Source organism: Saccharothrix isguenensis (genome assembly GCF_052936305.1).
In genome coordinates this window covers 239,162-261,461 of record NZ_CP193626.1, presented here as the reverse complement: position 1 = coordinate 261,461, position 22,300 = coordinate 239,162, and the positions used below count along the sequence as shown (strand labels likewise).

The 22,300-nt window shown below is 71.1% G+C and carries 22 protein-coding genes; 8 read left to right on the top strand and 14 right to left on the bottom strand.

Translation table 11 applies throughout. The annotated features are described in order from the left end of the window. Nucleotides 1-164: 164 nt before the first annotated feature. From ACRAKI_RS01295 to ACRAKI_RS01285, 3 genes are all read right to left on the bottom strand, one after another. The gene (locus ACRAKI_RS01295) at nt 165-788 is read right to left on the bottom strand and encodes a DUF6518 family protein (protein WP_447005216.1); all 624 of its coding nucleotides are present in this window, start codon (nt 786-788) and stop codon (nt 165-167) included. Between the two features lie 443 nt (nt 789-1,231). Beyond that, entirely contained in the window at nt 1,232-1,591 is a 360-nt protein-coding gene (locus ACRAKI_RS01290; RefSeq protein WP_447005215.1) for a MerR family transcriptional regulator, read from the bottom strand. 778 nt (nt 1,592-2,369) lie between these two features. Beyond that, nucleotides 2,370-2,570, bottom strand: coding sequence for a hypothetical protein (locus ACRAKI_RS01285; protein WP_184927101.1), 201 nt, complete (start codon nt 2,568-2,570; stop codon nt 2,370-2,372). Nucleotides 2,571-2,814: 244 nt separating this feature from the next. Between ACRAKI_RS01285 and ACRAKI_RS01280 the strand changes: the two genes are divergently transcribed. Continuing rightward, complete coding sequence (locus ACRAKI_RS01280; RefSeq protein ID WP_447005214.1) at nt 2,815-3,621, top strand: class I SAM-dependent methyltransferase; 807 nt, start codon at nt 2,815-2,817, stop codon at nt 3,619-3,621. Then, nucleotides 3,618-5,426 carry a prolyl oligopeptidase family serine peptidase gene (locus ACRAKI_RS01275; RefSeq protein WP_447005213.1) on the top strand — a complete coding sequence of 603 codons (1,809 nt, stop codon included), beginning with the start codon at nt 3,618-3,620 and terminating at the stop codon, nt 5,424-5,426. The genes ACRAKI_RS01280 and ACRAKI_RS01275 overlap by 4 nt, the downstream gene beginning before the upstream one ends. 112 nt (nt 5,427-5,538) lie before the next feature. Here ACRAKI_RS01275 and ACRAKI_RS01270 read toward each other — a convergent pair whose 3' ends face one another. The 3 genes from ACRAKI_RS01270 to ACRAKI_RS01260 form a co-directional block, all read right to left on the bottom strand. After that, nucleotides 5,539-6,015 carry a Dps family protein gene (locus ACRAKI_RS01270; protein WP_447005212.1) on the bottom strand — a complete coding sequence of 159 codons (477 nt, stop codon included), beginning with the start codon at nt 6,013-6,015 and terminating at the stop codon, nt 5,539-5,541. A gap of 15 nt (nt 6,016-6,030) precedes the next feature. After that, complete coding sequence (locus tag ACRAKI_RS01265; RefSeq protein WP_447005211.1) at nt 6,031-6,453, bottom strand: organic hydroperoxide resistance protein; 423 nt, start codon at nt 6,451-6,453, stop codon at nt 6,031-6,033. A gap of 115 nt (nt 6,454-6,568) precedes the next feature. Continuing rightward, nucleotides 6,569-7,129, bottom strand: coding sequence for an NADPH-dependent FMN reductase (locus ACRAKI_RS01260; RefSeq protein WP_447005210.1), 561 nt, complete (start codon nt 7,127-7,129; stop codon nt 6,569-6,571). An 80-nt stretch (nt 7,130-7,209) separates the two neighbouring features. On the opposite strand from ACRAKI_RS01260, the gene ACRAKI_RS01255 reads away from it, so the two are divergent. Then, complete coding sequence (locus ACRAKI_RS01255) at nt 7,210-8,292, top strand: alpha/beta hydrolase (protein WP_447005209.1); 1,083 nt, start codon at nt 7,210-7,212, stop codon at nt 8,290-8,292. Nucleotides 8,293-8,376: 84 nt separating this feature from the next. Here ACRAKI_RS01255 and ACRAKI_RS01250 read toward each other — a convergent pair whose 3' ends face one another. Next, nucleotides 8,377-9,825, bottom strand: coding sequence for a catalase (locus tag ACRAKI_RS01250; protein WP_447005208.1), 1,449 nt, complete (start codon nt 9,823-9,825; stop codon nt 8,377-8,379). Then, entirely contained in the window at nt 9,822-10,253 is a 432-nt protein-coding gene (locus tag ACRAKI_RS01245; protein WP_447005207.1) for a Fur family transcriptional regulator, read from the bottom strand. Before ACRAKI_RS01245 ends, ACRAKI_RS01250 begins: the two co-directional genes overlap by 4 nt. Nucleotides 10,254-10,338: 85 nt before the next feature. Between ACRAKI_RS01245 and ACRAKI_RS01240 the strand changes: the two genes are divergently transcribed. Next, nucleotides 10,339-11,511, top strand: coding sequence for an MFS transporter (locus tag ACRAKI_RS01240; RefSeq protein WP_447005206.1), 1,173 nt, complete (start codon nt 10,339-10,341; stop codon nt 11,509-11,511). Here ACRAKI_RS01240 and ACRAKI_RS01235 read toward each other — a convergent pair. The 3 genes from ACRAKI_RS01235 to ACRAKI_RS01225 are packed head-to-tail and all read right to left on the bottom strand — an operon-like array spanning nt 11,494 to nt 15,299. After that, nucleotides 11,494-12,921: a gluconokinase gene (locus ACRAKI_RS01235; protein WP_447005205.1), complete on the bottom strand. Its 1,428-nt coding sequence runs from the start codon at nt 12,919-12,921 to the stop codon at nt 11,494-11,496. The genes ACRAKI_RS01240 and ACRAKI_RS01235 overlap by 18 nt on opposite strands. Before the next feature lie 27 nt (nt 12,922-12,948). Next, nucleotides 12,949-14,037 carry an aspartate-semialdehyde dehydrogenase gene (locus ACRAKI_RS01230; protein WP_447005204.1) on the bottom strand — a complete coding sequence of 363 codons (1,089 nt, stop codon included), beginning with the start codon at nt 14,035-14,037 and terminating at the stop codon, nt 12,949-12,951. Then, nucleotides 14,034-15,299, bottom strand: coding sequence for an aspartate kinase (locus tag ACRAKI_RS01225; protein WP_447005203.1), 1,266 nt, complete (start codon nt 15,297-15,299; stop codon nt 14,034-14,036). Before ACRAKI_RS01225 ends, ACRAKI_RS01230 begins: the two co-directional genes overlap by 4 nt. Before the next feature lie 101 nt (nt 15,300-15,400). On the opposite strand from ACRAKI_RS01225, the gene ACRAKI_RS01220 reads away from it, so the two are divergent. Both ACRAKI_RS01220 and ACRAKI_RS01215 read left to right on the top strand, forming a co-directional pair. Beyond that, the gene (locus tag ACRAKI_RS01220) at nt 15,401-16,600 is read left to right on the top strand and encodes a hypothetical protein (RefSeq protein ID WP_447005202.1); all 1,200 of its coding nucleotides are present in this window, start codon (nt 15,401-15,403) and stop codon (nt 16,598-16,600) included. After that, nucleotides 16,600-17,169 carry a nitroreductase family protein gene (locus tag ACRAKI_RS01215; RefSeq protein WP_447008298.1) on the top strand — a complete coding sequence of 190 codons (570 nt, stop codon included), beginning with the start codon at nt 16,600-16,602 and terminating at the stop codon, nt 17,167-17,169. The genes ACRAKI_RS01220 and ACRAKI_RS01215 overlap by 1 nt, the downstream gene beginning before the upstream one ends. 53 nt (nt 17,170-17,222) lie before the next feature. On the opposite strand, the gene ACRAKI_RS01210 is transcribed toward ACRAKI_RS01215, so the two are convergent. Next, nucleotides 17,223-17,522 carry a hypothetical protein gene (locus tag ACRAKI_RS01210; RefSeq protein WP_447005201.1) on the bottom strand — a complete coding sequence of 100 codons (300 nt, stop codon included), beginning with the start codon at nt 17,520-17,522 and terminating at the stop codon, nt 17,223-17,225. A 226-nt stretch (nt 17,523-17,748) separates the two neighbouring features. Here ACRAKI_RS01210 and leuA point away from each other — a divergent pair, with 226 nt between their 5' ends. Next, entirely contained in the window at nt 17,749-19,539 is a 1,791-nt protein-coding gene (gene leuA / locus ACRAKI_RS01205) for a 2-isopropylmalate synthase (protein WP_447005200.1), read from the top strand. A 74-nt stretch (nt 19,540-19,613) separates the two neighbouring features. On the opposite strand, the gene ACRAKI_RS01200 is transcribed toward leuA, so the two are convergent. Next, on the bottom strand, nt 19,614-20,810 hold the full coding sequence (locus ACRAKI_RS01200) for an epoxide hydrolase family protein (protein ID WP_447005199.1): 1,197 nt from the start codon (nt 20,808-20,810) through the stop codon (nt 19,614-19,616). A 62-nt stretch (nt 20,811-20,872) separates the two neighbouring features. On the opposite strand from ACRAKI_RS01200, the gene ACRAKI_RS01195 reads away from it, so the two are divergent. Next, a complete protein-coding gene (locus ACRAKI_RS01195; RefSeq protein ID WP_447005198.1) occupies nt 20,873-21,832 on the top strand; it encodes a helix-turn-helix transcriptional regulator in 960 nt (319 codons plus the stop codon). Here ACRAKI_RS01195 and ACRAKI_RS01190 read toward each other — a convergent pair. Next, entirely contained in the window at nt 21,819-22,226 is a 408-nt protein-coding gene (locus ACRAKI_RS01190) for a peptidase inhibitor family I36 protein (RefSeq protein ID WP_447008297.1), read from the bottom strand. The genes ACRAKI_RS01195 and ACRAKI_RS01190 overlap by 14 nt on opposite strands. Between the last annotated feature and the right edge of the window lie 74 nt (nt 22,227-22,300).

Sequence of the window (22,300 nt, the reverse complement as noted above, 5' to 3'; positions counted from 1 at the left end):
TGCGCTTGGTGGCGAGCGGGACCTGGCCGACCCGGTTGATCGCGCCACCGGGGACTGGCTCGTGTTCGCGGTAGCAGGCGGCTTCGCGCACGACGGGCGAGACGTGGCCGAGCCCGCCGTCAGGCCATCGGTTGTCGTACCAGTCGAAGGCGTTCAGCACCCCGTCAAGCGCTGAGCCCGCCGAGCGTGACCATCACGATGGCGTAGCCGAGCGGTGCGAGCGCCGCGGCGGCGACCAAGGTGGCGATGCGCTCCGAGGTGGTCCGGGCCAGGAGTGGGACGACGGCGAACAAAGCCGCACACGCCCATGCCTGAACGGAGTACTGCAGGACCAGTGCGTAGTGCAGGCCCTCCGCACCGAAAACCCCGGCGAGCAGGGCCAAGCCGGTGACGCGCAGGACCGGGCGACGGCCGTGCCGCCACCACGCGCCGGCCGTCCCGAACAGCGGACCGGCGACGAGCGCCATCACCAACCACACGACCGGCCAGAACCACTCCCCCATGCCGTCGCGACCGATCTCGGCATACCCGTAGTAGCCGACCACCAGTCCGACCTCGGCGCACAGACCGCCGACGACCCCGGCTGCCAAGCCCCGTCGTGACGACCACGCGCCGGCGGCGAACGCCAACACCGTCCACACGGCGCCGGAGTTCGCGAGTTGATTCAGGGCACCCGGGAGCAAACCCTGTCCCAGGTTGGTCAACAGACCACAGATCACTCCGACGGACACCACGACCAGGGGGTCGCGCAACGCTGTGCGACGGACGGGTGAAGATTGTGTCACCATGCGTGCACTATACATAGTGTGTATACGTGGATCGCATCGCGAGCTCAGCCAGTGGCGAACACCATGGAGGGGACCGCGTGCCTCATCGCGATTCTGATGGCTTACCGGTCGACACGTGGACGGGACATCGAGCGGACCCCGGCGCAACCCACCCGCGTCCCAGCGGCGCGAACGCGTTCCTAGACCAGGTGCTGGACGAGGCGGGCAAGAGCTGCCACGGCGTCGACCTCGACACGGTCGCCAGGCTCAGGGGACGCGAGCCTCCTGACGACCGTTCACCTCCCCTGACAGCAAGCACCCCACCAGCCGCAGCGCGCAATCGCGCTTCGCGGGAAGGCCGGGAGGAGCATCGGTGATCGAACGCTCCGGACACTCGCACCAGCGGCGTGCCCGGTTGTCCAGACCTGCCCGAGAGCCTCCTCGGACAGGTCCTCCCGTTCGGGTCACACGCCCCGCAGCGGTGGGTACGGCTGGTCGGGTGCGGGCGGTCGGTTCTGCTCGTTGAGGCTCTTGGCTTCCTGGAGCTGGTCCTCCAGGGTGACGATCCGGCACGCGGCGTCGAGGCCGGTGCCCTGGTCGACCAGTTCCCTGACCCGGGCGGCCAACCGGAGTTGGGACCGGGAGTAGCGGCGGTGGCCGCCTGACGAGCGCTGCGGCTCGATCAGCTTCGCCTCGTCCAGGCTGCGCAGGAATCCCGGCGTGGTGCCGAGCATCTCCGCGGCTCTGCCCATCGTGTAGGCGGGGTAGTGGTCGTCTTCGAACTTGTCAGCCGCAGCATGCGGCTCGTTCATCCCTGGGGTCATCGCACCTCCGCGCCACGAGGGGCCCCGGCGCCATTGCTGGCACCGGGGCCCCGGGGTTATGGGTTCCCACCACCCGGCCGTGAGGCCGGTTTACCGTGTCCGCGTCATCCGCACGAGCTGCGGAGACTGCGTGGATCGCGCTTGCGTAACCGGAGACCACCTTCCCATCGTGCTGGACTGCGGTACCCGCCCGGCTCGACTTCAGCTCGAGGCAGGCGATCCGATGGTGTAAAACCCGTCCCTTCTCCTCTGGATACCGACTTCCTTGCACTGCTCGGCCACCGTGCGGGAACCCCTTCCACTGATCGGCTCCTGCGCGCCTGACCGTCCTGCCACTTCACGCGCGGTAGGTCGACTCCGGACTCGCGTACTGCTGTCTCGCACAAACCTGTTGCGTTCCCGGTACTTCACGTGCCGACTCACCCTGCGTCACGGGTAGTTCGTCATCTCCCGTGCCAACCGGACGTTCTCTCTCGTACAAGGAGAACACTACACACAGCCGCGTGCGAATGTCTACTCCAGCGATCATAGATTTACTCGTCCGAGTGGCTTCGTCTTCTGACCTGCGCAGACGGGAGAACGCCTCGCGGTCGCGGGGGACGACGGAGGACGCGGAGGCGTGCAGGGGGGGGCACAGCGGGCGCCGCAGCGGCCGCAGAACGGGGCACAGAGGGCGCAGAGCCGGACTGGGCGGACGCAGAGGTGTGCCCAGCTGGCCAGGACATGACGAAGCGGCCTCGGCGGGTGTCTCCACCCTCCGGGCCGCGAGGTCAGGAAGTCACTTCACGTGCGGTCGGAGTTCGGCCAGGCGGCGGAGGAGTTCGCCGACTTCCTGCCAGTCGAGCTTGGCCGACTCACCGGGCGGGGTGTGGATGCAGATGTTGCCCTCCTCGGTGAGGGTCACCTCCAGCGTCCGCCGACGACCCAGGGCGTCCGTGCACCCGACGCGACCGCCCTGCCGAACCGTGTTCTCGATCATCGGTCAGACCTCCCTGTGCCACCCGCGTGTAACCCGTGATTCGTTCGGACGAACGAGGACGTTACGAACTACTCCTCGCTGTTGCTTAATTCCGCAGCAGCGCTGATCACGCGTACGTCCGACCGGTACGACTCACCCAACCAGGTGAAGGTTGACGATTCAAGTCACGTTCCGTAACGAGACATCGTGGGTGATCGCGCCTCCGGACCCGCGTCCCCCGACGTGGCCCGGCCATGATCGGAGCATGGGAGACCAGGCGGAACGCGCGGCACTGCGGCGGCGGACGTACGGCACGGGCGACCTCGGCGCCAAGCCGCTCTTCGCCGGCGGCTTCATCAACTTCGGCTACTGGGCGGACATCCCGCTGGACGGCGACCTGACCGTCGAGCACCGGATCGCGTCCCAGGAAGCCCTGTACGACGTGGTCCTGGACGCGCTGGAGATCGGGCCGGACGACCGGGTGCTCGAAGTCGGTTCCGGACGCGGGGTGGGCACCCGGCGCGTCCTCCACCGCGACCCGGCGCAGGTCCGCGGCGTCGACCTGATGCCGGAACAGGTCGCGCGGGCAACCGAGGCCAACGACGACCCGCGCGTGGCCTTAGCCCGGGGCTCGTCCGACGACCTCCCGTTCCCCGACCTCTCGTTCGACGCCCTGCTGTCCGTCGAGGCCGCCCAGCACTTCGAGGACGTCCCGGGGTTCGCGCACGAGGCCGCACGCGTGCTCGCGCCGGGCGGCCGGGTCGCCGTCACCACGTTCTTCACCAGGACCGGCGACGCCGGCCCCCGACTGGCCGAGCTGCTGAAGACGTTCTCCTCCGGTCTGGACCTGGCCCACCGGATCGACGACGTGCTGCGCGACCTGTGTGCGGCCGGGTTCGCCGACGTCACCGCTCGCTCCATCGGCGAGCACGTCTGGGCGGGCTTCGACAAGTGGGTAGCGCTGACCGAGCACCCGGACGGGTGGGGCCGCAACTGGATCCGGGCCGTCGGGCGCGGCCTCGCCGACTACTTCCTGGTCACCGCCCGAAAGCCGGCAGGATCGGGGGGGTGACGACGCACCCGACCGCCGAAGTGCCCGACCCGCTGTTCGCCGACCCCGAGGCCGAGGCCCGCTGGAGGGCCCGCTTCACCGCACCCCGGGTGAGCCTGCCCGGCTGGGCCGACGACGCGCCGGACCGCAGCCTGTACCTGTCGAACTCGAGCGGCGTGTGGGAGATCTACGCCTGGGACCGCGCCACCGACACCCACCGCAAGGTCACCGACCGCCCGAACGGCACGTCGCACGGCACGCTGAGCCCGGACGGCCTGGCCATCTGGTGGTTCGCCGACACCGACGGCGACGAGTTCGGCACGTGGGTCAGCGAGCCGTTCGCGCCCGCCGGTGACGCGAAGCCCGCCGTGGACGGCGTGCCGGCCGGGTACCCGGCGGGGCTGGAGATCGGGCACGAGGTCGTCGCGGTCGGCACGTCCTCCGACGACGGCACCACGGTGTACGTCTCGCGCGACGGCGGGCCGGCCGAGGTGATCTACGCGCACGAGAACGACGGCGGCGTGTCCGCGCTGTCCAAGGACGAGACGCTGGTCGTGCTGTCGCACTCGGAGCACGGCGACAACCGGCACGCCGCGCTGCGCGTGGTGACGCCGTCCGGCGAGAAGGTCGCCGAGAAGTGGGACGGCCCCGGCAAGGGTCTGGACGCGATCGCGTTCAGCCCGGTGCGCGGCGACAACCGGCTGCTCGTCGGGCACGAGCGGCGCGGCAAGGACGAGTTGCTGATCTGGGACGTCGCGGCGGACACCGAGACCGAGGTCGTGGTCGACCTGCCCGGCGAGATCAGCGCCGACTGGTACCCGGACGCCCGGTCGCTGCTCGTCGTGCACACGTTCCAGGCGCGGAACACCCTGCACCGCTACGACCTCGCCACCAACGAGCTGTCCACGCTGGACACCGCGCACGGGACGGTCGGTAACGCGGGCGTGCGTCCGGACGGCGCGGTGGAGTACTCGTGGTCGTCGGCCGCGCGGCCCGGTGTGGTGCGTGTGCTCGGCGCGGACGGTGACGACCGCGTGCTGCTGGAGCCGCCCGGCCACAAGGCGCCCCAGTCGGTCGACCTGACCGACGTGTTCGTGGGCGACGTGCACGCGCTGGTGGCCCGTCCGGAAGGCGCGCCCGACGGCCCGCTGCCGACCGTGTTCCACCTGCACGGAGGCCCGCACGCGGCGGACGAGGACCGGTTCTCCGCCTACCGCGCGGTGTGGTTGGACGCGGGGTTCGCCGTGGTGCACGTGAACTACCGCGGGTCCACCGGGTACGGCTCGAAGTGGCGTGACGCGATCGAGGGCCGGCCGGGGCTGACCGAGCTGGAGGACGTGGCCGCGGTGCACGACTGGGCCGTGGGATCGGGGTTCGCCGACCCGGCGAAGTGCGTGGTCAACGGCGCGTCGTGGGGCGGTTACCTGTCGCTGCTGGCGCTCGGGACGCAGCCGGAGCTGTGGGCGGCCGGGGTCGCGGGCGTGCCGGTGGCGGACTACCTGGCCGCGTACGAGGACGAGATGGAGCCGCTGCGGGCGTTCGACCGGGCGCTGTTCGGCGGGTCGCCGGAGGAGCTGCCCGACCGGTACCGCGAGTGCTCGCCGCTGACCTACGTGGACGCGGTGCGCGCGCCGGTGCTGGTGCTGGCGGGAGAGAACGACCCGCGCTGCCCGATCCGGCAGATCGACAACTACCTGGACCGGCTGGCCGCGCGGAGCGCGACGTACGAGGTGTACCGGTACGACGCCGGGCACGGCTCGCTGGTGGTGGCGGAGACGATCCGGCAGACGGCCGCCGAGGTCGCGTTCGTGCAGCGCGTGCTGTGACCGCAGGTGCTGCGACCGACCGACTGCGGTAACCGGGCCGGTGCGGTGGGCCGGTGACCGGCCAGGGGCCACCGGGATCTCCCGGTGGCCCCTCCGCGTCGTGCGGGCCGGCTCAGGCCTGCTGCGCCTGCCACATCCAGTGCGCCTGCTCGAACGCCTTGGTGATCTCGATCAGCAGGTCCTGGGTGACCAGGTCGGACTTGTCCGTCTCGTCGATCCGGCCGCGCAGCCGCTGGATCAGCTCACCCAGCGCGGTCACCACGGCCGCGATCACCTGCTCCTCCTTCAGCCAGCCGCCGGGGAAGTCCGGCACGCCGGAGCCGTCGGCGACCGTCCGCGCCTTGCCGTCGGGCGAGACGCCCAGCGCGGCGGCGCGTTCGGCGACCTCGTCGGTGTACGTGCGCGCGGTGGTCACCAGCTCGTCCAGCTGGAGGTGCACGCTGCGGAAGTTCTTGCCGACGACGTTCCAGTGCGCCTGCTTGGCCACCAAGGACAGGTCGATCAGGTCGACCAGGGTGGCCTGGAGGACCGTGCCCACCGACGCCCTGTCGGACTCGGTCAGCGGGCTGGTGATCGGAGACTTGCTCATGGTCTGACGCCTCCTTCAGACGGTGGTCGTGAGAGCCACCTCGATGTTGCCGCGGGTGGCGTTGGAGTACGGGCAGATCCGGTGCGCTGCGGCCACGAGCTGCTCGGCCACGGCCTGCTCCACACCGGGGATGTGCGTCGCCAGCTCCACGGCCAGCTGGAAGCCGTCGCTGCCGTTGGAGCCGAGGCCGACCTTCGCGGTGACGGTCGTCTCGCCGATCGTCGCCTTGGTCTGCCTCGCGGCGACCTTCAGCGCGCTGTGGAAGCACGCCGCGTACCCGGCCGCGAACAGCTGCTCCGGGTTGGTCTTGTCACCGCCCGGTCCACCCAGCTCCTTGGGCGTGGACAGCTGCTCGTCGATCACCCCGTCGGAGGAGCGGACCTCGCCGTTGCGACCGTCCCCGACTGCGACGGCTTCCGCCGTGTAGAGCACCTGCATGGTGAACGCACTCCTTCGAGCTGGAGGAAGGGCCTGACGACCACCCCAACACCCGGCCGAAGCCGAACCACACCCAGGTGGTGTGGCAGCTCACGCCACCCGGACAGGTACCCGCTCAGCCCGCCCTCGACACGGCGAACTCGGTCACCTGTCGCCCGATCGTGCGCAGTTGGTCGGCCACGGACGGCATCGAGCACCCGCCGTCCGGGTCGAACACGACCTCGCGCGAGTTCACCGCCGCGCCCAGCGGGGTGGGCCAACCGCGCAGGGCGTGCACGATCGAGCGCAACGCCGTCAGCGTCGTCACGGACGCCTGCCAGCCCTGGGCCGCCGCGACGCAGCCGACGGCCCGGCCGTCCAGGTACGGGCGCTCGTCGCCACGCATGTCCTCGACGTAGTCCAAGGCGTTCTTGACCAGGCCGGACACCGTGCCGTGGTAGCCGGGTGAGACGAGCACCACACCGCCCGCGTGGCGCAGGGCGTCGACGAGCCGGCGGGCGTTGTCCGGCCGTTCGGGGTCGGACGGGTCGTAGAAGGGCAGCACCAGGTCGGGCCCCGCGATCTCGACGACTTCGGCGCCCGCGTCGGCCGCGCCCTCCAGCACGATCCTCATCGCGCGTTCGGACTGCGAGTTGGGGCGGAGGGACCCGCCGATGCCCACCACGGTGACCGTCATGGTTTCCGATCCTGCCACCTCCAGCTATCTGGAGGTCCAGTCCCTCGCCTCCGGACCTACCGGCAAGTAACGTACGGCGCATGTCGAAGCTCGCCGACTCGATCCCTCCCGGTGTCCTCGCCGGCGCCCTCCGCTTCGCGTTCGGCCTGCCCGCGCCGCTGCGCAGGCTGATCGCCGGCCGCCCGATCACGCTGGACGGCCAGCGGCTGCACCCTGAGGCGCAGTTGCTGCTGAGGCTGCAGCAGCTCAGCGGTGAGGACTGGCGGACGACCACGCCCGCCGCGAACCGCCTCGCGCTGACCCGCAGCAACGCGCTGGTGTGCGGTCCGGTGATCGGCGGCGTGGCGGTGCGGTCGCTGTCGCTGGACGGCGTCGGCGGCCATGCCGTCGGGGCGCGGTTCTACGAACCGACCGGCCTGGCCACGGGGTCGCCGCTGCTGGTCTTCTACCACGGTGGCGGGTGGGTCAGCGGCGACCTGGACAGCCACGACAACCTGTGCCGGTTCCTCGCCCTCGAAGGCGGGGTGCGGGTGCTGTCGGCGGACTACCGGCTCGCGCCCGAGCACCCGTTCCCGGCGGCGGCGGACGACGCGCAGGCCGCGTTCGAGTACGCCGTGTCGCACGCGTCCGAGCTGGGGATCGACCCGCACCGCATCGCGCTGGGCGGCGACAGCGCGGGCGGCAACCTGGCGGCCGTCACGGCGTTGCACGCGGGTGCGGTGAAGCCGGTGTTCCTGCTGCTGTTCTACCCGGCGGTGGACGCGTCGGTGCGGCGGCGGTCGCGGGACCTGTTCGGCAACGGGTTCTTCCTGACCGACGAGAAGATGGACTGGTTCCTGGACCACTACGTGCCGTCGCGCGAGGCGCACACCGATCCCCGGTTGTCGGTGCTGCTGGCGGAGGACCTGAGCGGGCTGCCGCCGACGTACCTGGCGACCGCGGGGTTCGACCCGTTGCGGGACGAGGGCGAGGCGTTCGCGGAGAAGCTGGCCCGGCAGGGGGTGCCGGTGGTGCTGCGGCGGCACGCCGGGCTGTTCCACGGGTACGCGAACATCCTCGGCGTCGGCGGCGTGTTCCGGGAGGCGGTGGCGGAGGCGGTCGGGTCGTTGCGCACCGGGCTGGCGCTGGCCAACACCCGCCAGGACATCCCCGAGACCGCCTGACCTGCCGGATAGCGCTCGGCCTACGGGTTAGGCGAAACCGGGCCACCCGTGAGGACGGGCGGCCCGGTCAGGGGTGGAGCTCGATCACCTGCCGAAGGCGGCGGCGATCTTGTCGCCGGTCTCCTTGTCGATGTCGCGCCAGTACTCGAAGACGCGCTCCAGCACGGGCTCGGACACGCCGTTCGACGCGTGCCCGATCACGGTCTGCACCAGGCGCTCGCGCTGCGCCTCGTCCATCACCTCGCGGATCAGGGTGCCGGCCTGGCCGAAGTCGTCGTCCTCCGCGTGCAGCCTGTACGCGGAACGGGTGACCGCGTCCTCGACGCCGTACGACGACGCCACCTCACCCGCCGCCGCACCGGCCGCGTGGGGGCCGCCGTACGAGTTGGGCGCGTACACCGGGTCGGCGGCGTTGGCGGAACGCATCGCGCCGTCCTTGGAGTACGAGTTCACCGGCGACTTCGGCCGGTTCACCGGGAGCTCGTTGTAGTTCGTGCCGATCCGGTACCGGTGCGCGTCCGGGTACGAGAAGATCCGGCCGATCAGCATCTTGTCCGGCGACGTGCCGATGCCGGGCACCAGGTTCGTCGGCTCGAACGCGGCCTGCTCGATCTCGGCGAAGTAGTCCGCCGGGTTCCGGTCCAGCACCAGCTTGCCGACCTTGATCAGCGGGTAGTCCGCGTGCGGCCACACCTTGGTCAGGTCGAACGGGTTGAAGCGGTAGGTCGCCGCGTCCTCGTACGGCATGACCTGCACGTGCAGCGTCCACGACGGGAACTCGCCGCGCTCGATGGAGTGCCACAGGTCGGCGCGGTGCGCGTCGGCGTCCTCACCGGCGATGCGGGCGGCCTCTTCCGACGTCACGTTCTCGATGCCCTGGTCGGTCTTGAAGTGGTACTTCACCCAGGAGCGCTCGCCGGCCGCGTTCTCCCACAGGTAGGTGTGCGAGCCGTAGCCGTTCTGGTGGCGCCACGTCTTCGGGATGCCCCGGTCGCCCATCAGCCACGTGACCTGGTGCGCGGTCTGCGGCTGGAGGGTCCAGAAGTCCCACTGCATGTCGTGGTCGCGGCGGCCGGTGTCGGCGCGGCGCTTCTGCGAGCGGATGAAGTCCGGGAACTTGATCGGGTCGCGCAGGAAGAACACCGGCGTGTTGTTGCCGACGATGTCGTAGTTGCCCTGCGTCGTGTAGAACTTCAGCGCGAAGCCGCGCGGGTCGCGCCACGTGTCGGGCGAACCCATCTCGCCGGCGACGGTCGAGAAGCGCAGCAGCGCCTCGGTCTTCACACCGGGCTGGAACAGCGCCGCCTTGGTGTAGCGGCTGATGTCCTCGGTCGTCTCGAAGTAGCCGAACGCCCCGCCACCCTTGGCGTGCACGACCCGCTCGGGCACCCGCTCCCGGTTGAACTGGGCGTTCTTCTCGATCAGGTAGTGGTCCTGGAGCAGGATCGGGCCGTTCGCCCCGAGGGTCAGCGAGTGGTCGTCGCTCGCGACCGGGATGCCTGCGTTGTTGGTGGTGTGACGCGCTTCGGTCACGCTTGCTCCTTCTGAGTTCTTCGGCAGTCAGGGCAGAGCCCCCAGAACAGGACCTCGGCCTCGTCCACGGCGAAGCCGACCGCGTCCGACGGCGCCAGGCAGGGCGCGGCGCCGTGGACGCAGTCGACGTCCTCGGTCCGCGCGCACACGCGGCACACGAGGTGGTGGTGGTTGTCGCCGGTCCTCGTCTCGTACCGCGCCGGGTGTCCGGCGGGTTCGATCCGGCGCAACAACCCGGCCCGCGCGCACGCGTGCAGCACGTCGTAGACGGCCTGCGTCGACACGGACCCCAACCTGGCACGCACACCTTCGGCGACCGAGTCGGCCGTGGCGTGGGGGTGTTCCGCGAGCCATTCGAGCACCGCGATCCGGGGCGCGGTGACGCGCAGTCCGGCGTCCTTGAGCAGCTCGCGTGGTCCTGGGGTCATGGCTGCACCACTCCATCACTCTTTCTTGAATGAGTCAAGAAAACGAACGGTTAAACCTGTTGCCCTGCCCAGTGAAGATAAGCGCGTGAACGTCGCTCCCTACCTGGCTGTTCTCCGGACACCCCGCGTGCCCGGCTTCATGCTGCTGATGCTGTTGGCACGGGTGCCGGCGACCGCCGCGGGCATGACGGTCACCTTGCACGTCCTCCTCGCGCTGGATCGAGGTTACGGCGCATCCGGCCTGGTCGGCGCGGTCAGCACGGTCGGGATCGCGGTGGGGTCGCCGCTGATGGGCCACCTGGTCGACCGGCGCGGCCTGCGGGTGATGCTGCTGCTGTCGATGGCGACGGAGGGCGTCTTCTGGTTCGTCGCGCCGTTGCTGCCGTACGACTTCCTGCTGGTCACGGCGTTCCTCTCCGGGACCACCGTGATGCCGGTGATGTCGTTGGGCAGGCAGATCCTGACCGCGCTCGTGCCGGACGAACGCCGGCGCACCGCGTTGGCGATGGACTCGATGGCCGTGGAGGTCGCGTTCATGGCCGGCCCGGCGCTGGGTGTCGCGCTCACCACGCAGGCGTCGAGCCGGACCGCGATGTGGACGATCGGCGTGTCGATGGTGCTGATCGGCGCGGTCCTGTGGGTGGTGGACCCGCCGGTCCGCAGCGAGGGCGAGAGCCGGATCCCGGTGCCGCGCCGCGAGTGGCTGGACGGCCGGATGCTCGGCGTGCTGATCAGCGCGGGCGGTGCCACGTTCGTGCTGTCGGGCGTCGAGGTGGCGGTCGTGGCGGTGATGCGCGACCTGGGCCTCACGTCGTGGACGGGCGCGGTGGTCGTGGTGATGTGCGTGGCGTCGCTGGTCGGCGGGTTCCTCTACGGCGGCCTGAACCGGGTGCCGCCGCTGTGGGCGCTGATGGGCGGGATGGGGGTGCTGGCCATCCCGATCGGCTTGGTCGACTGGTCGCCGTGGCTGCTGGCGCTGGCGTTGATCCCGACGAACTTCCTGTGCGCGCCGACGATCACGGCGACCGGTGAGGCGATCACGAAGTACGCCCCGGCGTCCGCACGCGGTGTGGCGATGGGCCTTCAAGGGTCGGCGTTCACGCTCGGCGTGGCGTTGGGCGCACCGGTGAGCGGGTTCGTGATCGACCTCTCGTCACCGGCGTGGGGCTTCGCGGTGGCGGGTGTCGGCGCGGTGCTGGTCTCGGCCGGCACGGTGGTGCTCGGCCGCCGCGCGAAGGCGTCAGTCGAAGTCGCGTAGCGCCTGGTAGAGGCGGTCGACGGCGGGGCGGGCGCGAGCGTAGTGGCGGACCGCCCCGGGGTCGGGTGCGACGGTCTTGACCGGTTTCACGAGGTCGGCGGCGACGGTCAGCGACGGGATCTCACCGAGCGACCGCCAGCCGACCAGGGCCGCGCCGACGCCCGAGCCCTCGCTGTCGTCGGCCAGTTCGAGGTCCAGGCCCAGCGCGGACGCCAGCACGGTCGCCCACAGGTCGCTCCGGAACGCGCCGCCGGTCACGCGCACCGCGTGCACGTCCGCGACCGAGCGCACCGCGTCCAGCACCAGCGCCAGCTGCTGCGACACGCCCTCGACCAGCGCCCGGGTGATCTCGGCCCGGCCGTGCTCGCGCCGCAGCCCGATCAACGCCGACGTCGCGTCCGCGTCCCACCACGGCGCGCGCTCGCCCAGCAGGTACGGCAGCGCCGTCACGCCGGCCGCGCCGACGGGCACCGCGGCGGCCTCGTCCAGCAACGCGCCCACCTCGACGCCGAACGTCTCGGCGGCCCACTGCGCCACCACACCGCCGTTGCTGACGGCTCCGCCGATCACCCACAGCCCTTCGGCGATGGCGTAGCAGAACACCCGTCCCCGCTCGTCCACGGCGGGTTCGGAGCGCACCACCCGCAGCGCGCCGCTCGTCCCCAGCGACACCGCCGCCACCCCGGGCACGACCGCGCCGACGCCGAGGTTCGCCATCGGCCCGTCACCGCCGCCGAGCACGACCGGCAGGCCGGCGGACAGCCCGGGGACGTCCAGGGTCAACGGCAGCGAGTCCACCGGAGCGTGCAGCGACGGCAACTGCTCGGCGCGCACGCCCGCGAACGCCAACGCGTCCGGGTGCCAGTCCAGCGACACGATGTCCATCAGGCCGGTCGCCGACCCCGACGAGTGCTCGGTGGCCAGCACCCCGGTCAGCTTCAACGCCACGAAGTCCTTCAGCCCGCACCACCGGGAGGCGGAGAACCCGTGGTCGCGGAACCAGGCGAGCTTCACCAACGGGGACATGGTGTGGATCGGGGTGCCGGTCGCGCGGTGCAACGCGATGCCGTCAGCGGTGCCGCGCAGCCGCGCCGTCTGCTCCTGCGCACGGTTGTCCGCCCACGACACGGACGGCGTGACGGGCGTGCCCAAGGCGTCCAAACCCACGAGGGTGTGCATGGCGCCGGTCAACGACAGCGCCCGCACGTCGAGCCCTTGCGAGGCGACCTCGCGCAACGCCCGGAGAGCCGCGCCCCACACCTCGACCGGGTCGTGGGTCGCCTCGCCGGAGGGCGTGGTGCGCATCGGGTAGCCGTACTCCGCCGATGCCACCACGCCCGCGTCCCGGTCCACCGCGATGACCTTGGTCGACGTCGTCCCCAGGTCGATCGCGAGCACTACCTCCGCCATAGGCCGAAAACCTACAGGCACCGCCACCTACAGTCGGGTCACCAGCTCTTCGGCGATCTCGTAGGTGTTCAGCGCCGCGCCCTTGCGCAGGTTGTCACCGCACACGAAGAAGTCGAGCGTGTTCGGGAAGTCCAGCGCCTGCCGCACCCGGCCGACGTAGGTCGGGTCGCCGCCGACGACGTCCGCCGGCGTCGGGAACCTCAGCTCCGCCGGGTCGTCCACCAGCACCAGCGACGGCTGCTCCTCGAACAGCTTGTGCGCCTGCTCGACCGTCACCTCGCGGGCGAACGTGGCGTGCACCGCCAGCGAGTGCGTCGTCACGACGGGCACGCGCACGCACGTCGCGGACACCTTCAGCTCCGGGATGCCCAGGATCTTGCGCGACTCGTTGCGGACCTTCAGCTCCTCGCTGGTCCACCCGTCGTCCTTCAAGGACCCGGCCCACGGCACCACGTTCAGCGCCAACGGCGCGGGGAACGGCGAGTCGGACACCGGCAGGCCGGCGGCCTCCAGCGTCTCCCGCACGTCGCCCGCGCGCACGCCGACTTCCTTGCCCGCCAGCGCCGAGACCTCCGCGTACAGCCGGTCGATCGCCGACTGCCCGCCGCCCGACGCCGCCTGGTAGGACGCCACGACCAGCTCGCGCAGCCCGAACTCCCGGTGCAGCGCACCGAGCGCGGCCATCATCGACAGCGTCGTGCAGTTCGGGTTGGCGATGATCCCCTTGGGACGCGCGGAGATCTGGTCGGCGTTCACCTCGGGCACCACCAGCGGCACCTCGGGGTCCATCCGGAACGCGCCCGAGTTGTCCACCGCGACCGCACCGCGCGCGGCGGCGATCGGGGCCCACTCGGCCGACACCTCGTCCGGCACGTCGAACATCGCCACGTCCACGCCGTCGAACGCCTCGGCCGACAGGGCGATCACGGTCAGCTCTTCGCCGCGCACGGTGATCTTCTTGCCCGCCGAGCGCGGTGACGCGATCAGCCGGATCTCACCCCACGGCACGGACTCCCGGCCGTTGATGATGTCGATCATGACGGTGCCGACGGCACCGGTAGCTCCCACCAGGGCCAGGACCGGCATGCGCGGGACACCCGCACCCGACGTCGTCATCGTCCACTCCCCGCGTACACCACGGCCTCTTCGTCGCCGCCCAGCTCGAACGCGTCGTGCAGCGCCCGCACGGCGTCGTCCAGCTGCGTGTCGCGGCAGACGACCGAGATCCGGATCTCCGAGGTGGAGATGATCTCGATGTTGACGCCCGCCAACGCGAGCGCCTCGCAGAACTGCGCGATCACACCGGGGTGCGAGCGCATGCCCGCGCCGACCAGCGACACCTTGCCCACGTGGTCGTCGTAGAGCACCTGGTCGAAGCCGATCTCCCCGCGCGCCTTCTCCAGCGCCGCCACGGCGCGCGGCCCGTCGTCCTTCGGCAGGGTGAACGTCACGTCGGTGCGGCCGGACACGGCCTGGGACACGTTCTGCACGACCATGTCGATGTCGAGTTCCGCCTCGGCCACGACGCGGAAGATGCGCGCCGCCATGCCGGGGAGGTCGGGCACCGCGGTCACGGTCACCTTGGCCTCGGACCGGTCGTGCGCGACGCCGGTGATCATCGCCTGTTCCACGGTAAGGTCCTCCACTGACCCGGACACGATGGTCCCGGGCTTGTTGCTGAACGAAGATCGGACGTGCACCGGAACGCCGTACCGCCGGGCGTACTCGACGCAGCGCAGCATGAGCACCTTGGCCCCGCACGCCGCCATTTCGAGCATCTCCTCGTAGGTGATGGTCGCCAGCCGCTTGGCGTTCGGCACGATGCGCGGATCGGCGGTGAACACGCCGTCCACGTCGGTGTAGATCTCGCAGACGTCGGCCTTCAGGGCAGCCGCCAACGCCACCGCGGTGGTGTCGGTGCCGCCGCGGCCGAGCGTGGTGATCTCCTTGCTGTCCTGGCTGACGCCCTGGAACCCCGCGACGATCGCGATGGCGCCCTCGGACAGCGCGTCCTGGATGCGGCTCGGCGTCACGTCGATGATGCGCGCCTTGCCGTGCACGGACGTGGTGATCACGCCGGCCTGCGAGCCGGTGTAAGAACGCGCCTCGGCGCCCAGCGAACTGATCGCCATCGCCAGCAGCGACATGGAGATCCGCTCACCGGACGTGAGCAGCATGTCCATCTCGCGGGCGGGCGGCACCGGTGACACCTGGCGCGCAAGGTCGAGCAGCTCGTCGGTCGTGTCGCCCATCGCGGAGACGGCGACGACGACGTCGTTGCCCGCTTTGCGGGTCGCGACGATGCGCTCGGCCACCCGTTTGATCCGCTCGGCGCTCCCGACCGAGGAACCGCCGTACTTCTGGACGACGAGCGCCACAGACCCACTCCTCCCAGGTGCTTAAAGCCCAGCTTGCCCGGCACCCTACCTGGCCCGTGGTCCGGACAGCGGTCACCGTGACCCCCACTACTCTCGACGTCGTGTCCACCCTTGAGGCCGTTGACGCGCACCCCGGGGACGCGTCGCGCGCGCGTGGCGGCATGGCGCGATTCGCCGGCCACCGGGTCACGACCGCGCTCGCGCCGGCCGTCCTCTTCCTGGTCGTGCGGGAGTTGGGGCTGCTCGTGCTCCAGCTGATGGCGGCCCGCTGGGACAAGGACGTCACGGGCGTGCTCACGTCGTGGGACGGGCAGTGGTTCCTGGGCATCGCCGAGGGCGGCTACGCGGACGTCCCGGCCGGGTTGGTGGACGCGTTCGGGCGGCGGTCGCCCGAGACGCCCCTTGCCTTCTTCCCCGGCTACCCGACGCTGGTGCGGTGGGTGGACGGGCTGCCGGGCGTGCCGGTGGTGGGCGCGGCGTTCGCGGTGAGCCTGGTCAGCGGTGTGGTCTGCGCCTACGGGCTGGCCCGGCTGGGCTCGCGGGTGCTGGGCGGGTCGCGGCGGGCCGGGCTGGTCCTGGTGGTGCTGTTCGCGGCGTCGCCGATGGCGGTGGTGCTGTCGATGACGTACTCCGAGGCGACGTTCTGCGCTCTCGCCGTCTGGTCGCTCGTGGGTGTGGTCGAGCGGCGCTGGCTGGTGGCCGGGGTGTGCTGCGCGGCGGCGGGGCTGGTGCGGCCGACTGCGGCGGCGCTGGTCCTGGCGGTGTGCGCGGCGGCGGCCTGGGCCGCGTGGCAGCGGCGGGACGGGTGGCGGCCGTGGGTGGGTGGGCTCGTCGCGCCGCTCGGGCTGGTCGGGTACCTGGCGTACGTGGCGGTGCTGACCGGGCGGTGGGACGGCTGGTTCGCCGTTCAGCAGATCGGGTGGGATTCCCGCTTCGACGGCGGCGCGGCGACGTGGAAGTTCGCGCTGCTCATCCTGGGCGAGCCACGGTCGGTGCTGGAGCTGGCGACGGTGTGGCTGCTGGTGGTGGCGCTGGCGCTGGTGGTGGTGGGCATCCGGCACAAGCTGGAGTGGCCGCTCATCGTCTACGGCGCCGGCGTGCTGGCCATGGACCTCGGGTCGAACGGGCTGATGAACTCGAAGGCACGGCTGCTGGTGCCGGCGTTCACGCTGCTCCTGCCGGTGGCGTTGGCGTTGGCGCGGCGGCGGACGGGGACGGTGGTGGCGGTGCTGGTGGGCGTGTCGGTGTTCAGCGCGTGGTTCGGCGCCTACGCCATCACGGCTTGGCAGTTCGCGATCTGATGGACGTCAACCCGTTGATCTCGAAGCGCTGGAGCCCGCGGGCGTTCGACGGCACGGCGGAGGTCTCGCCCCCGACCGTGCGCGTGCTGCTGGAGGCGGCCCGCTGGGCGGCGTCGCACGGCAACACGCAACCCGCCCGGTTCCTGGTCGGCTACCGCGGCGATGACACGTTCGAGCGCATCTTCACGGCGCTGCGGCCCGGTAACCAGACGTGGGCGGGACGGGCCTCGGTGCTGCTGGTGGGCGCGGTGGCCGAGTCGGACGAGCGCGGGCCGCTGCCGAACACCGAGTTCGGCCTGGGCCTGGCGGTGCAGAACCTGGTGCTGCAGGCCGTGGAGCTGGGCCTGGTCACGCACCAGGTGGGCGGGTTCTCGCCGGACGCGGTGCGCGAGGCGTTCGGGCTGCCGGAGGACGTGCGGCCGGTGGTCGTGATCGCGGTCGGCGTGCTCGGGGACGTCGGGGACCTGCCCGAGGACCTGCAAGCGCGGGAGCGTCGGCCACGAGTGCGCAAGCCGCTCACCGAGACCGTCTTCGCGGGTCGTTGGGGCCGGCCGGCCTTTCCGGACTGACGCCCGGTCCCCGCCGCAGGGGGGACGGCGGCGGGGACCGGGACGGAGGGGGGTCAGCGCGCTACGACGCGAGCCAGCAGTCCTGCGACAACGAGCCAGAAAACCGCCGCGAGACCGTAGTTCAGAAACACGTCGAGCTTGGTGTTGCCCGTCTGGAACAACCCCGGGAAGAAGAGTGCCAGCGGCTCCGCGAGCTGCTGGATGAAGCGGAAGAACGCGTTGGCGGTGTTCACCCCGATGAGGAGCATGAGGATGTACAACACCTCGATGCCCGCGAAAACGGCACCGACGCCGCGGATCACTCGGGCAGCGGTGTAGTTGCCGCTGCGCGTTGAGGTTCGCCATCTGGACATGTCAAGAAGGTGCCCGTTTCACGATCGAGTGAAACTCTAACGGGTGAAGTTCCACCATCTGGGCGTGCGGTTCCACACCACGCCGAAATCCGGTTAACCTGTGCGGCATGGCACGTGCGCTCCTGCTTCGCCGCCGTGACGGGGTCTGATCAGACCGGCCCCCCGTCGCGGGATCGAGCGTTGCCGCCGGTCGTCTCCAGTCCCCGGCAGCAGGAGCACCCCGATCATGAGCACGAGCCCCGACGCGTACACCTCCGGTTCGAGCCGCATCCGGCCCCCGGCCCGTCCCGTCCCCGGCCAGCCCGCGTGGAACCCGCAGCGCGGCACGTCCATGCCGGTCCACCGCTACCGGCCGTTCCACGAGGTCGTGGAGGCGGTCGACGTACCGGACCGCACGTGGCCCGCGAAACGGATCACCAAGGCGCCGCTGTGGTGCGCCGTCGACCTGCGTGACGGCAACCAGGCGCTGATCGACCCCATGTCGCCGGCGCGCAAGCGCAAGATGTTCGACCTGCTCGTGCGGATGGGCTACAAGGAGATCGAGGTCGGGTTCCCGGCCGCGTCGCAGACCGACTTCGACTTCGTCCGCGAGATCATCGAGGACGGCGCGATCCCGCCCGACGTCACCATCCAGGTGCTGACCCAGTGCCGCCCCGAGCTGATCACCCGCACGTTCGAGTCGCTGCGCGGCGCGGGCAAGGCGATCGTGCACTTCTACAACTCGACGTCGGTCCTGCAGCGCCGGGTCGTGTTCAAGTCCGACCGCGAGGGCATCAAGAAGATCGCCACCGACGCCGCCGCGTTCGCGCTGGAGCAGGAGAAGGACTACCCGGAGACCGAGTTCCGGTACGAGTACTCGCCCGAGTCGTACACCGGGACCGAGCTGTCGTACGCGCTGGAGGTCTGCGACGCGGTGTCGGAGATCATCCGGCCGACGCCCGCGAAGCCGCTGATCATCAACCTGCCGGCGACGGTGGAGATGGCCACGCCGAACGTGTACGCGGACTCGATCGAGTGGATGTCGCGCAACCTGGCCAGGCGTGAGTCGATCATCCTGTCGCTGCACCCGCACAACGACCGGGGCACCGGTGTGGCGGCGGCCGAGCTGGGCTACCTGGCCGGCGCCGACCGGATCGAGGGGTGCCTGTTCGGCAACGGCGAGCGCACCGGCAACGTGTGCCTGGTGACGCTGGGCATGAACATGTTCAGCCAGGGCGTCGACCCGCAGATCGACTTCTCGGACATCGACGAGATCCGGCGGACGGTCGAGTACTGCAACCAGCTGCCGGTGGCCGAGCGGCACCCGTACGGCGGCGACCTGGTGTTCACCGCGTTCTCGGGGTCGCACCAGGACGCGATCAAGAAGGGCTTCGAAGCCCTGGAGGACGCCGCCAAGGCCTCCGGGCAGCACGTGGACGAGTTCCCGTGGGAGGTCCCGTACCTGCCGATCGACCCGAAGGACGTCGGCCGCAACTACGAGGCCGTGATCCGGGTCAACTCGCAGTCCGGCAAGGGCGGCGTGGCGTACCTGATGAAGTCCGAGCACCACCTGGACCTGCCGCGCCGGCTGCAGGTCGAGTTCTCCCGGGTCATCCAGGAGGTCACGGACACGCAGGGCGGGGAGATCAGCCCCAAGGACATGTGGGACTCGTTCTCGGACGAGTACCTGGACGGCACCGTGCCGCTGAAGCTGCTGCGGCACAAGGTGTCCGGCGACGGCAGCGGCCACGAGAAGATCAAGGCCGTGGTCGTGGTGGACGGCGAGGCGCAGGAGATCACCGGCGGCGGCAACGGTCCGATCGCGGCGTTCGTGGACGCCCTGGCGACCGTCGGGTACGACGTGCGCGTGCTGGACTACTTCGAGCACGCCATGTCGTCCGGTGACGACGCCCGTGCGGCGGCCTACCTGGAGTGCGCCGTGTCCGACCGGGTGCTGTGGGGCGTCGGGATCGACAGCTCCACCGTGGCCGCGTCGCTGCGCGCCCTGGTCTCCGCCGTCAACCGCGCCAACCGGTAGGGCTGACGGGTCGCCTCGCCGGTTCACAGCGGCGAGGCGACCCCAGCTCTTGTGTCGGGTCAGCGCGGGTCGGGTCAGCGCAGGTCGGGTCGGCGCAGGTCGGGTCGGCGCAGGTCGGCGAAGAACTCGCGCACGTCGGCCACCAGCAGCTCGGGCTGCTCCATCGCCAGGAAGTGGCCGCCCCGGTCCAGTTCCGTCCAGCGCACCACGTTGTGGTCCCGTTCGGCCCAACGGCGGATCGTCACGTCGTGCGCCGAGACGAGCACACCGGTCGGCACGGTCGCGGGCCCGCTCCCCGACCACTCGCCCGTGTCGCTCCACGCGTCCGCCTTCGCGGAGATCTCCTCGTAGTAGACCTGCGCCGCCGACGCGGCCGTGCCGGTCAGCCAGTACAGCGACACGTCGGTCAGCACGCGGTCGCGGTCGACGCTGTCCTCGGGCAGGCCGTCCTCCGGATCGGTCAGCTCCTTGAACTTCTCCACGATCCACGCGAGCTGGCCGACCGGCGAGTCGTGCAGCCCGTAGGCCACGGTCTGCGGGCGCTTGGCGTTGCACTGCAGGTAGCCGTCGTTGAAGTTCTCCACGGCCGCCCACCGCCGCTGCTCCACCTCCGTCAGGCCGTCCATCTCGCCCTCCGCGCCGACCGGGAACGTGAGCAGCGCGTTGACGTGGACGCCGACCACCCGGTCCGGCGCCTGCCCGCCCATCTCGGGGGCGACCCACGAACCGGTGTCGTAGCCGTGGACGCCGTACCGCTCGTACCCGAGCGCGGCCATGAGCTCGACCAGCACGCCGGCCATCCGCGCCGCGTTCATGCCCGGACCGGCCAGCGGGGTGGAGAAGCCGAAACCCGGCAGGGACGGCACGACGAGGTGGAACGCCGCGGCCGGGTCGCCGCCGTGCGCGCGCGGGTCGGACAGGGGGCCGATGACGTCGAGGAAGTCCACCACGCCGCCCGGCCAGCCGTGCAGCAGCACGAGGGGCAGGGCGCCTGGCTCGGGCGAGCGGACGTGCAGGAAGTGCACGTCCTGCCCGTCGACGGTGGCCAGGTACTGCGGGTGCTCGTTGATCGCCGCCTCGTGCGCCCGCCAGTCGTAGCCGGTGCGCCAGTGCTCGGCGAGGTCCTTCAGGTAGTCCACCGGCACGCCCCGGCTCCAGCCGACGCCGGGCAGCTCGGCCGGCCACCGGGTGTCGGCCAACCGCCGGTGCAGGTCGTCGAGCTGCTCCTGCGGGACGTCGATGCGGAACGGGCGGATGTCGTGCTCTGTCATGGCACGGACGCTAGGGAGCCCTCGGGACGGTTCCGGTCCTAACCGTCGGGCAGGCTGGGCGGATGGTGGACACGTCCGCGCGGCTGCTCCGGCTGCTGTCGCTGTTGCAGACCCGGCGCGACTGGTCCGGCGCGGAACTCGCCGAGCGGTTGGGCGTCACCACGCGCACGGTCCGCCGTGACGTCGAACGGCTGCGCGGCCTGGGCTATCCGGTGCACGCCACCCGGGGCACGGCCGGCTACCGGTTGGGCGCGGGGGCGTCGCTGCCGCCGTTGCTGCTGGAGGACGACGAGGCGGTGGCCGTGGCGGTCGGGCTGCGCACGGCCGCCGGCGGTTCGGTCACCGGGATCGAGGAGACGTCGTTGCGGGCGCTGGCCAAGCTGGAACAGGTGCTGCCGGCGCGGCTGCGGCACCGGGTCGGCACCCTGCGCTCGGCCACCGCCCGGGTCGGGGTCGGCGGACCGCGCGTCGACCCGGACGTGCTGATGGCCATCGCGGACGCCTGCCGCCGGCACGAGGCACTGCGGTTCGACCACACGAGCCCGCGCGGCGGCGGCACGACGCGGTCCGTGCAGCCGCACGGCCTGGTCAGCTTCGGCCGGCACTGGTACCTGGTCGGCTGGGACACCGACCGCGACGACTGGCGCACCTTCCGCGTGGACCGGTTGGCTCTGCGATCCCCGAACGGCCCGCGCTTCGCACCCCGCGAACCACCCGACGGCGACGTGGCGGCCTACCTGGAGCACCGGCTGTCGTCACGGGCGTGGCCGGTGCGGGCGACCGTCCGGCTGCACGAGCCCGCGGACGCCGTGGCCGACCGGATCTGGCCCGGCATGGGCGTGGTCGAGGCCGTGGACGACCGCGCCTGCCTGCTGCACGTCGGCGCCGAGACCGCCCGCGACCTGGTCTGGATGATCACGTCGGTGGACGTCGACTTCACCCTGGCCAGTGGTCCGCCGGCGTTGGTCGACGCGCTGCGCGAGCACGCCGACCGCTGCCTGGGCGCGATCAGCCGAATTTGATCGACCTGATGTTGTAGGTGCCCGCGAGATTCCCCCGGTCACCCGGCGCGGTGCTGCCGATCCGGTCCTTGAAATCGTGCTTCGCGTAATAGTGCACCCGACTGTCCGACCGGTTCCAGACCGAACGCGGCTTGTCCAGGTGCCACGAGCAGATCTCGTCCGCCTGGGCGTTGCTCTGCGAGTACTGGCACCGCTTCCCCCCGCCGTCGGAGCCGGTGTAGAAGCAGATGTAGTTGGCGCTGCAACTCCACGCGGCCGGCGTGGACGCAGCCGGCGTGGACACAGCCGGCGTGGACGCGGAAGCCGCAGGTGCCGCCGCCACCACCCCCGACGCGACCATGCCGACCGCAGCGAGCAGTTTCACCAGCCGGCCGGTGGACGAAGTAATGCGCATGAAGATCACCCTCCCCTTTGTCGACACGATTCCGCCGACAGCGACGACTTGTGACGACTTGCGGCGAAATCCAC

Excerpts from the sequence above, each read along its gene's own strand:
- ACRAKI_RS01200 (WP_447005199.1), bottom strand. The coding sequence starts at position 20,810 with ATGACAGAGCACGACATCCGCCCGTTCCGCATCGACGTCCCGCAGGAG.
- ACRAKI_RS01245 (WP_447005207.1), bottom strand. The coding sequence starts at position 10,253 with ATGACCCCAGGACCACGCGAGCTGCTCAAGGACGCCGGACTGCGCGTC.
- ACRAKI_RS01285 (WP_184927101.1), bottom strand. The coding sequence starts at position 2,570 with ATGATCGAGAACACGGTTCGGCAGGGCGGTCGCGTCGGGTGCACGGAC.
- leuA (WP_447005200.1), top strand. The coding sequence starts at position 17,749 with ATGAGCACGAGCCCCGACGCGTACACCTCCGGTTCGAGCCGCATCCGG.
- ACRAKI_RS01235 (WP_447005205.1), bottom strand. The coding sequence starts at position 12,921 with ATGGCGGAGGTAGTGCTCGCGATCGACCTGGGGACGACGTCGACCAAG.
- ACRAKI_RS01260 (WP_447005210.1), bottom strand. The coding sequence starts at position 7,129 with ATGACGGTCACCGTGGTGGGCATCGGCGGGTCCCTCCGCCCCAACTCG.
- ACRAKI_RS01265 (WP_447005211.1), bottom strand. The coding sequence starts at position 6,453 with ATGCAGGTGCTCTACACGGCGGAAGCCGTCGCAGTCGGGGACGGTCGC.
- ACRAKI_RS01290 (WP_447005215.1), bottom strand. The coding sequence starts at position 1,591 with ATGACCCCAGGGATGAACGAGCCGCATGCTGCGGCTGACAAGTTCGAA.
- ACRAKI_RS01195 (WP_447005198.1), top strand. The coding sequence starts at position 20,873 with ATGGTGGACACGTCCGCGCGGCTGCTCCGGCTGCTGTCGCTGTTGCAG.
- ACRAKI_RS01280 (WP_447005214.1), top strand. The coding sequence starts at position 2,815 with ATGGGAGACCAGGCGGAACGCGCGGCACTGCGGCGGCGGACGTACGGC.
- ACRAKI_RS01230 (WP_447005204.1), bottom strand. The coding sequence starts at position 14,037 with ATGACGACGTCGGGTGCGGGTGTCCCGCGCATGCCGGTCCTGGCCCTG.
- ACRAKI_RS01190 (WP_447008297.1), bottom strand. The coding sequence starts at position 22,226 with ATGCGCATTACTTCGTCCACCGGCCGGCTGGTGAAACTGCTCGCTGCG.
- ACRAKI_RS01210 (WP_447005201.1), bottom strand. The coding sequence starts at position 17,522 with ATGTCCAGATGGCGAACCTCAACGCGCAGCGGCAACTACACCGCTGCC.
- ACRAKI_RS01215 (WP_447008298.1), top strand. The coding sequence starts at position 16,600 with ATGGACGTCAACCCGTTGATCTCGAAGCGCTGGAGCCCGCGGGCGTTC.
- ACRAKI_RS01295 (WP_447005216.1), bottom strand. The coding sequence starts at position 788 with ATGGTGACACAATCTTCACCCGTCCGTCGCACAGCGTTGCGCGACCCC.
- ACRAKI_RS01255 (WP_447005209.1), top strand. The coding sequence starts at position 7,210 with ATGTCGAAGCTCGCCGACTCGATCCCTCCCGGTGTCCTCGCCGGCGCC.
- ACRAKI_RS01270 (WP_447005212.1), bottom strand. The coding sequence starts at position 6,015 with ATGAGCAAGTCTCCGATCACCAGCCCGCTGACCGAGTCCGACAGGGCG.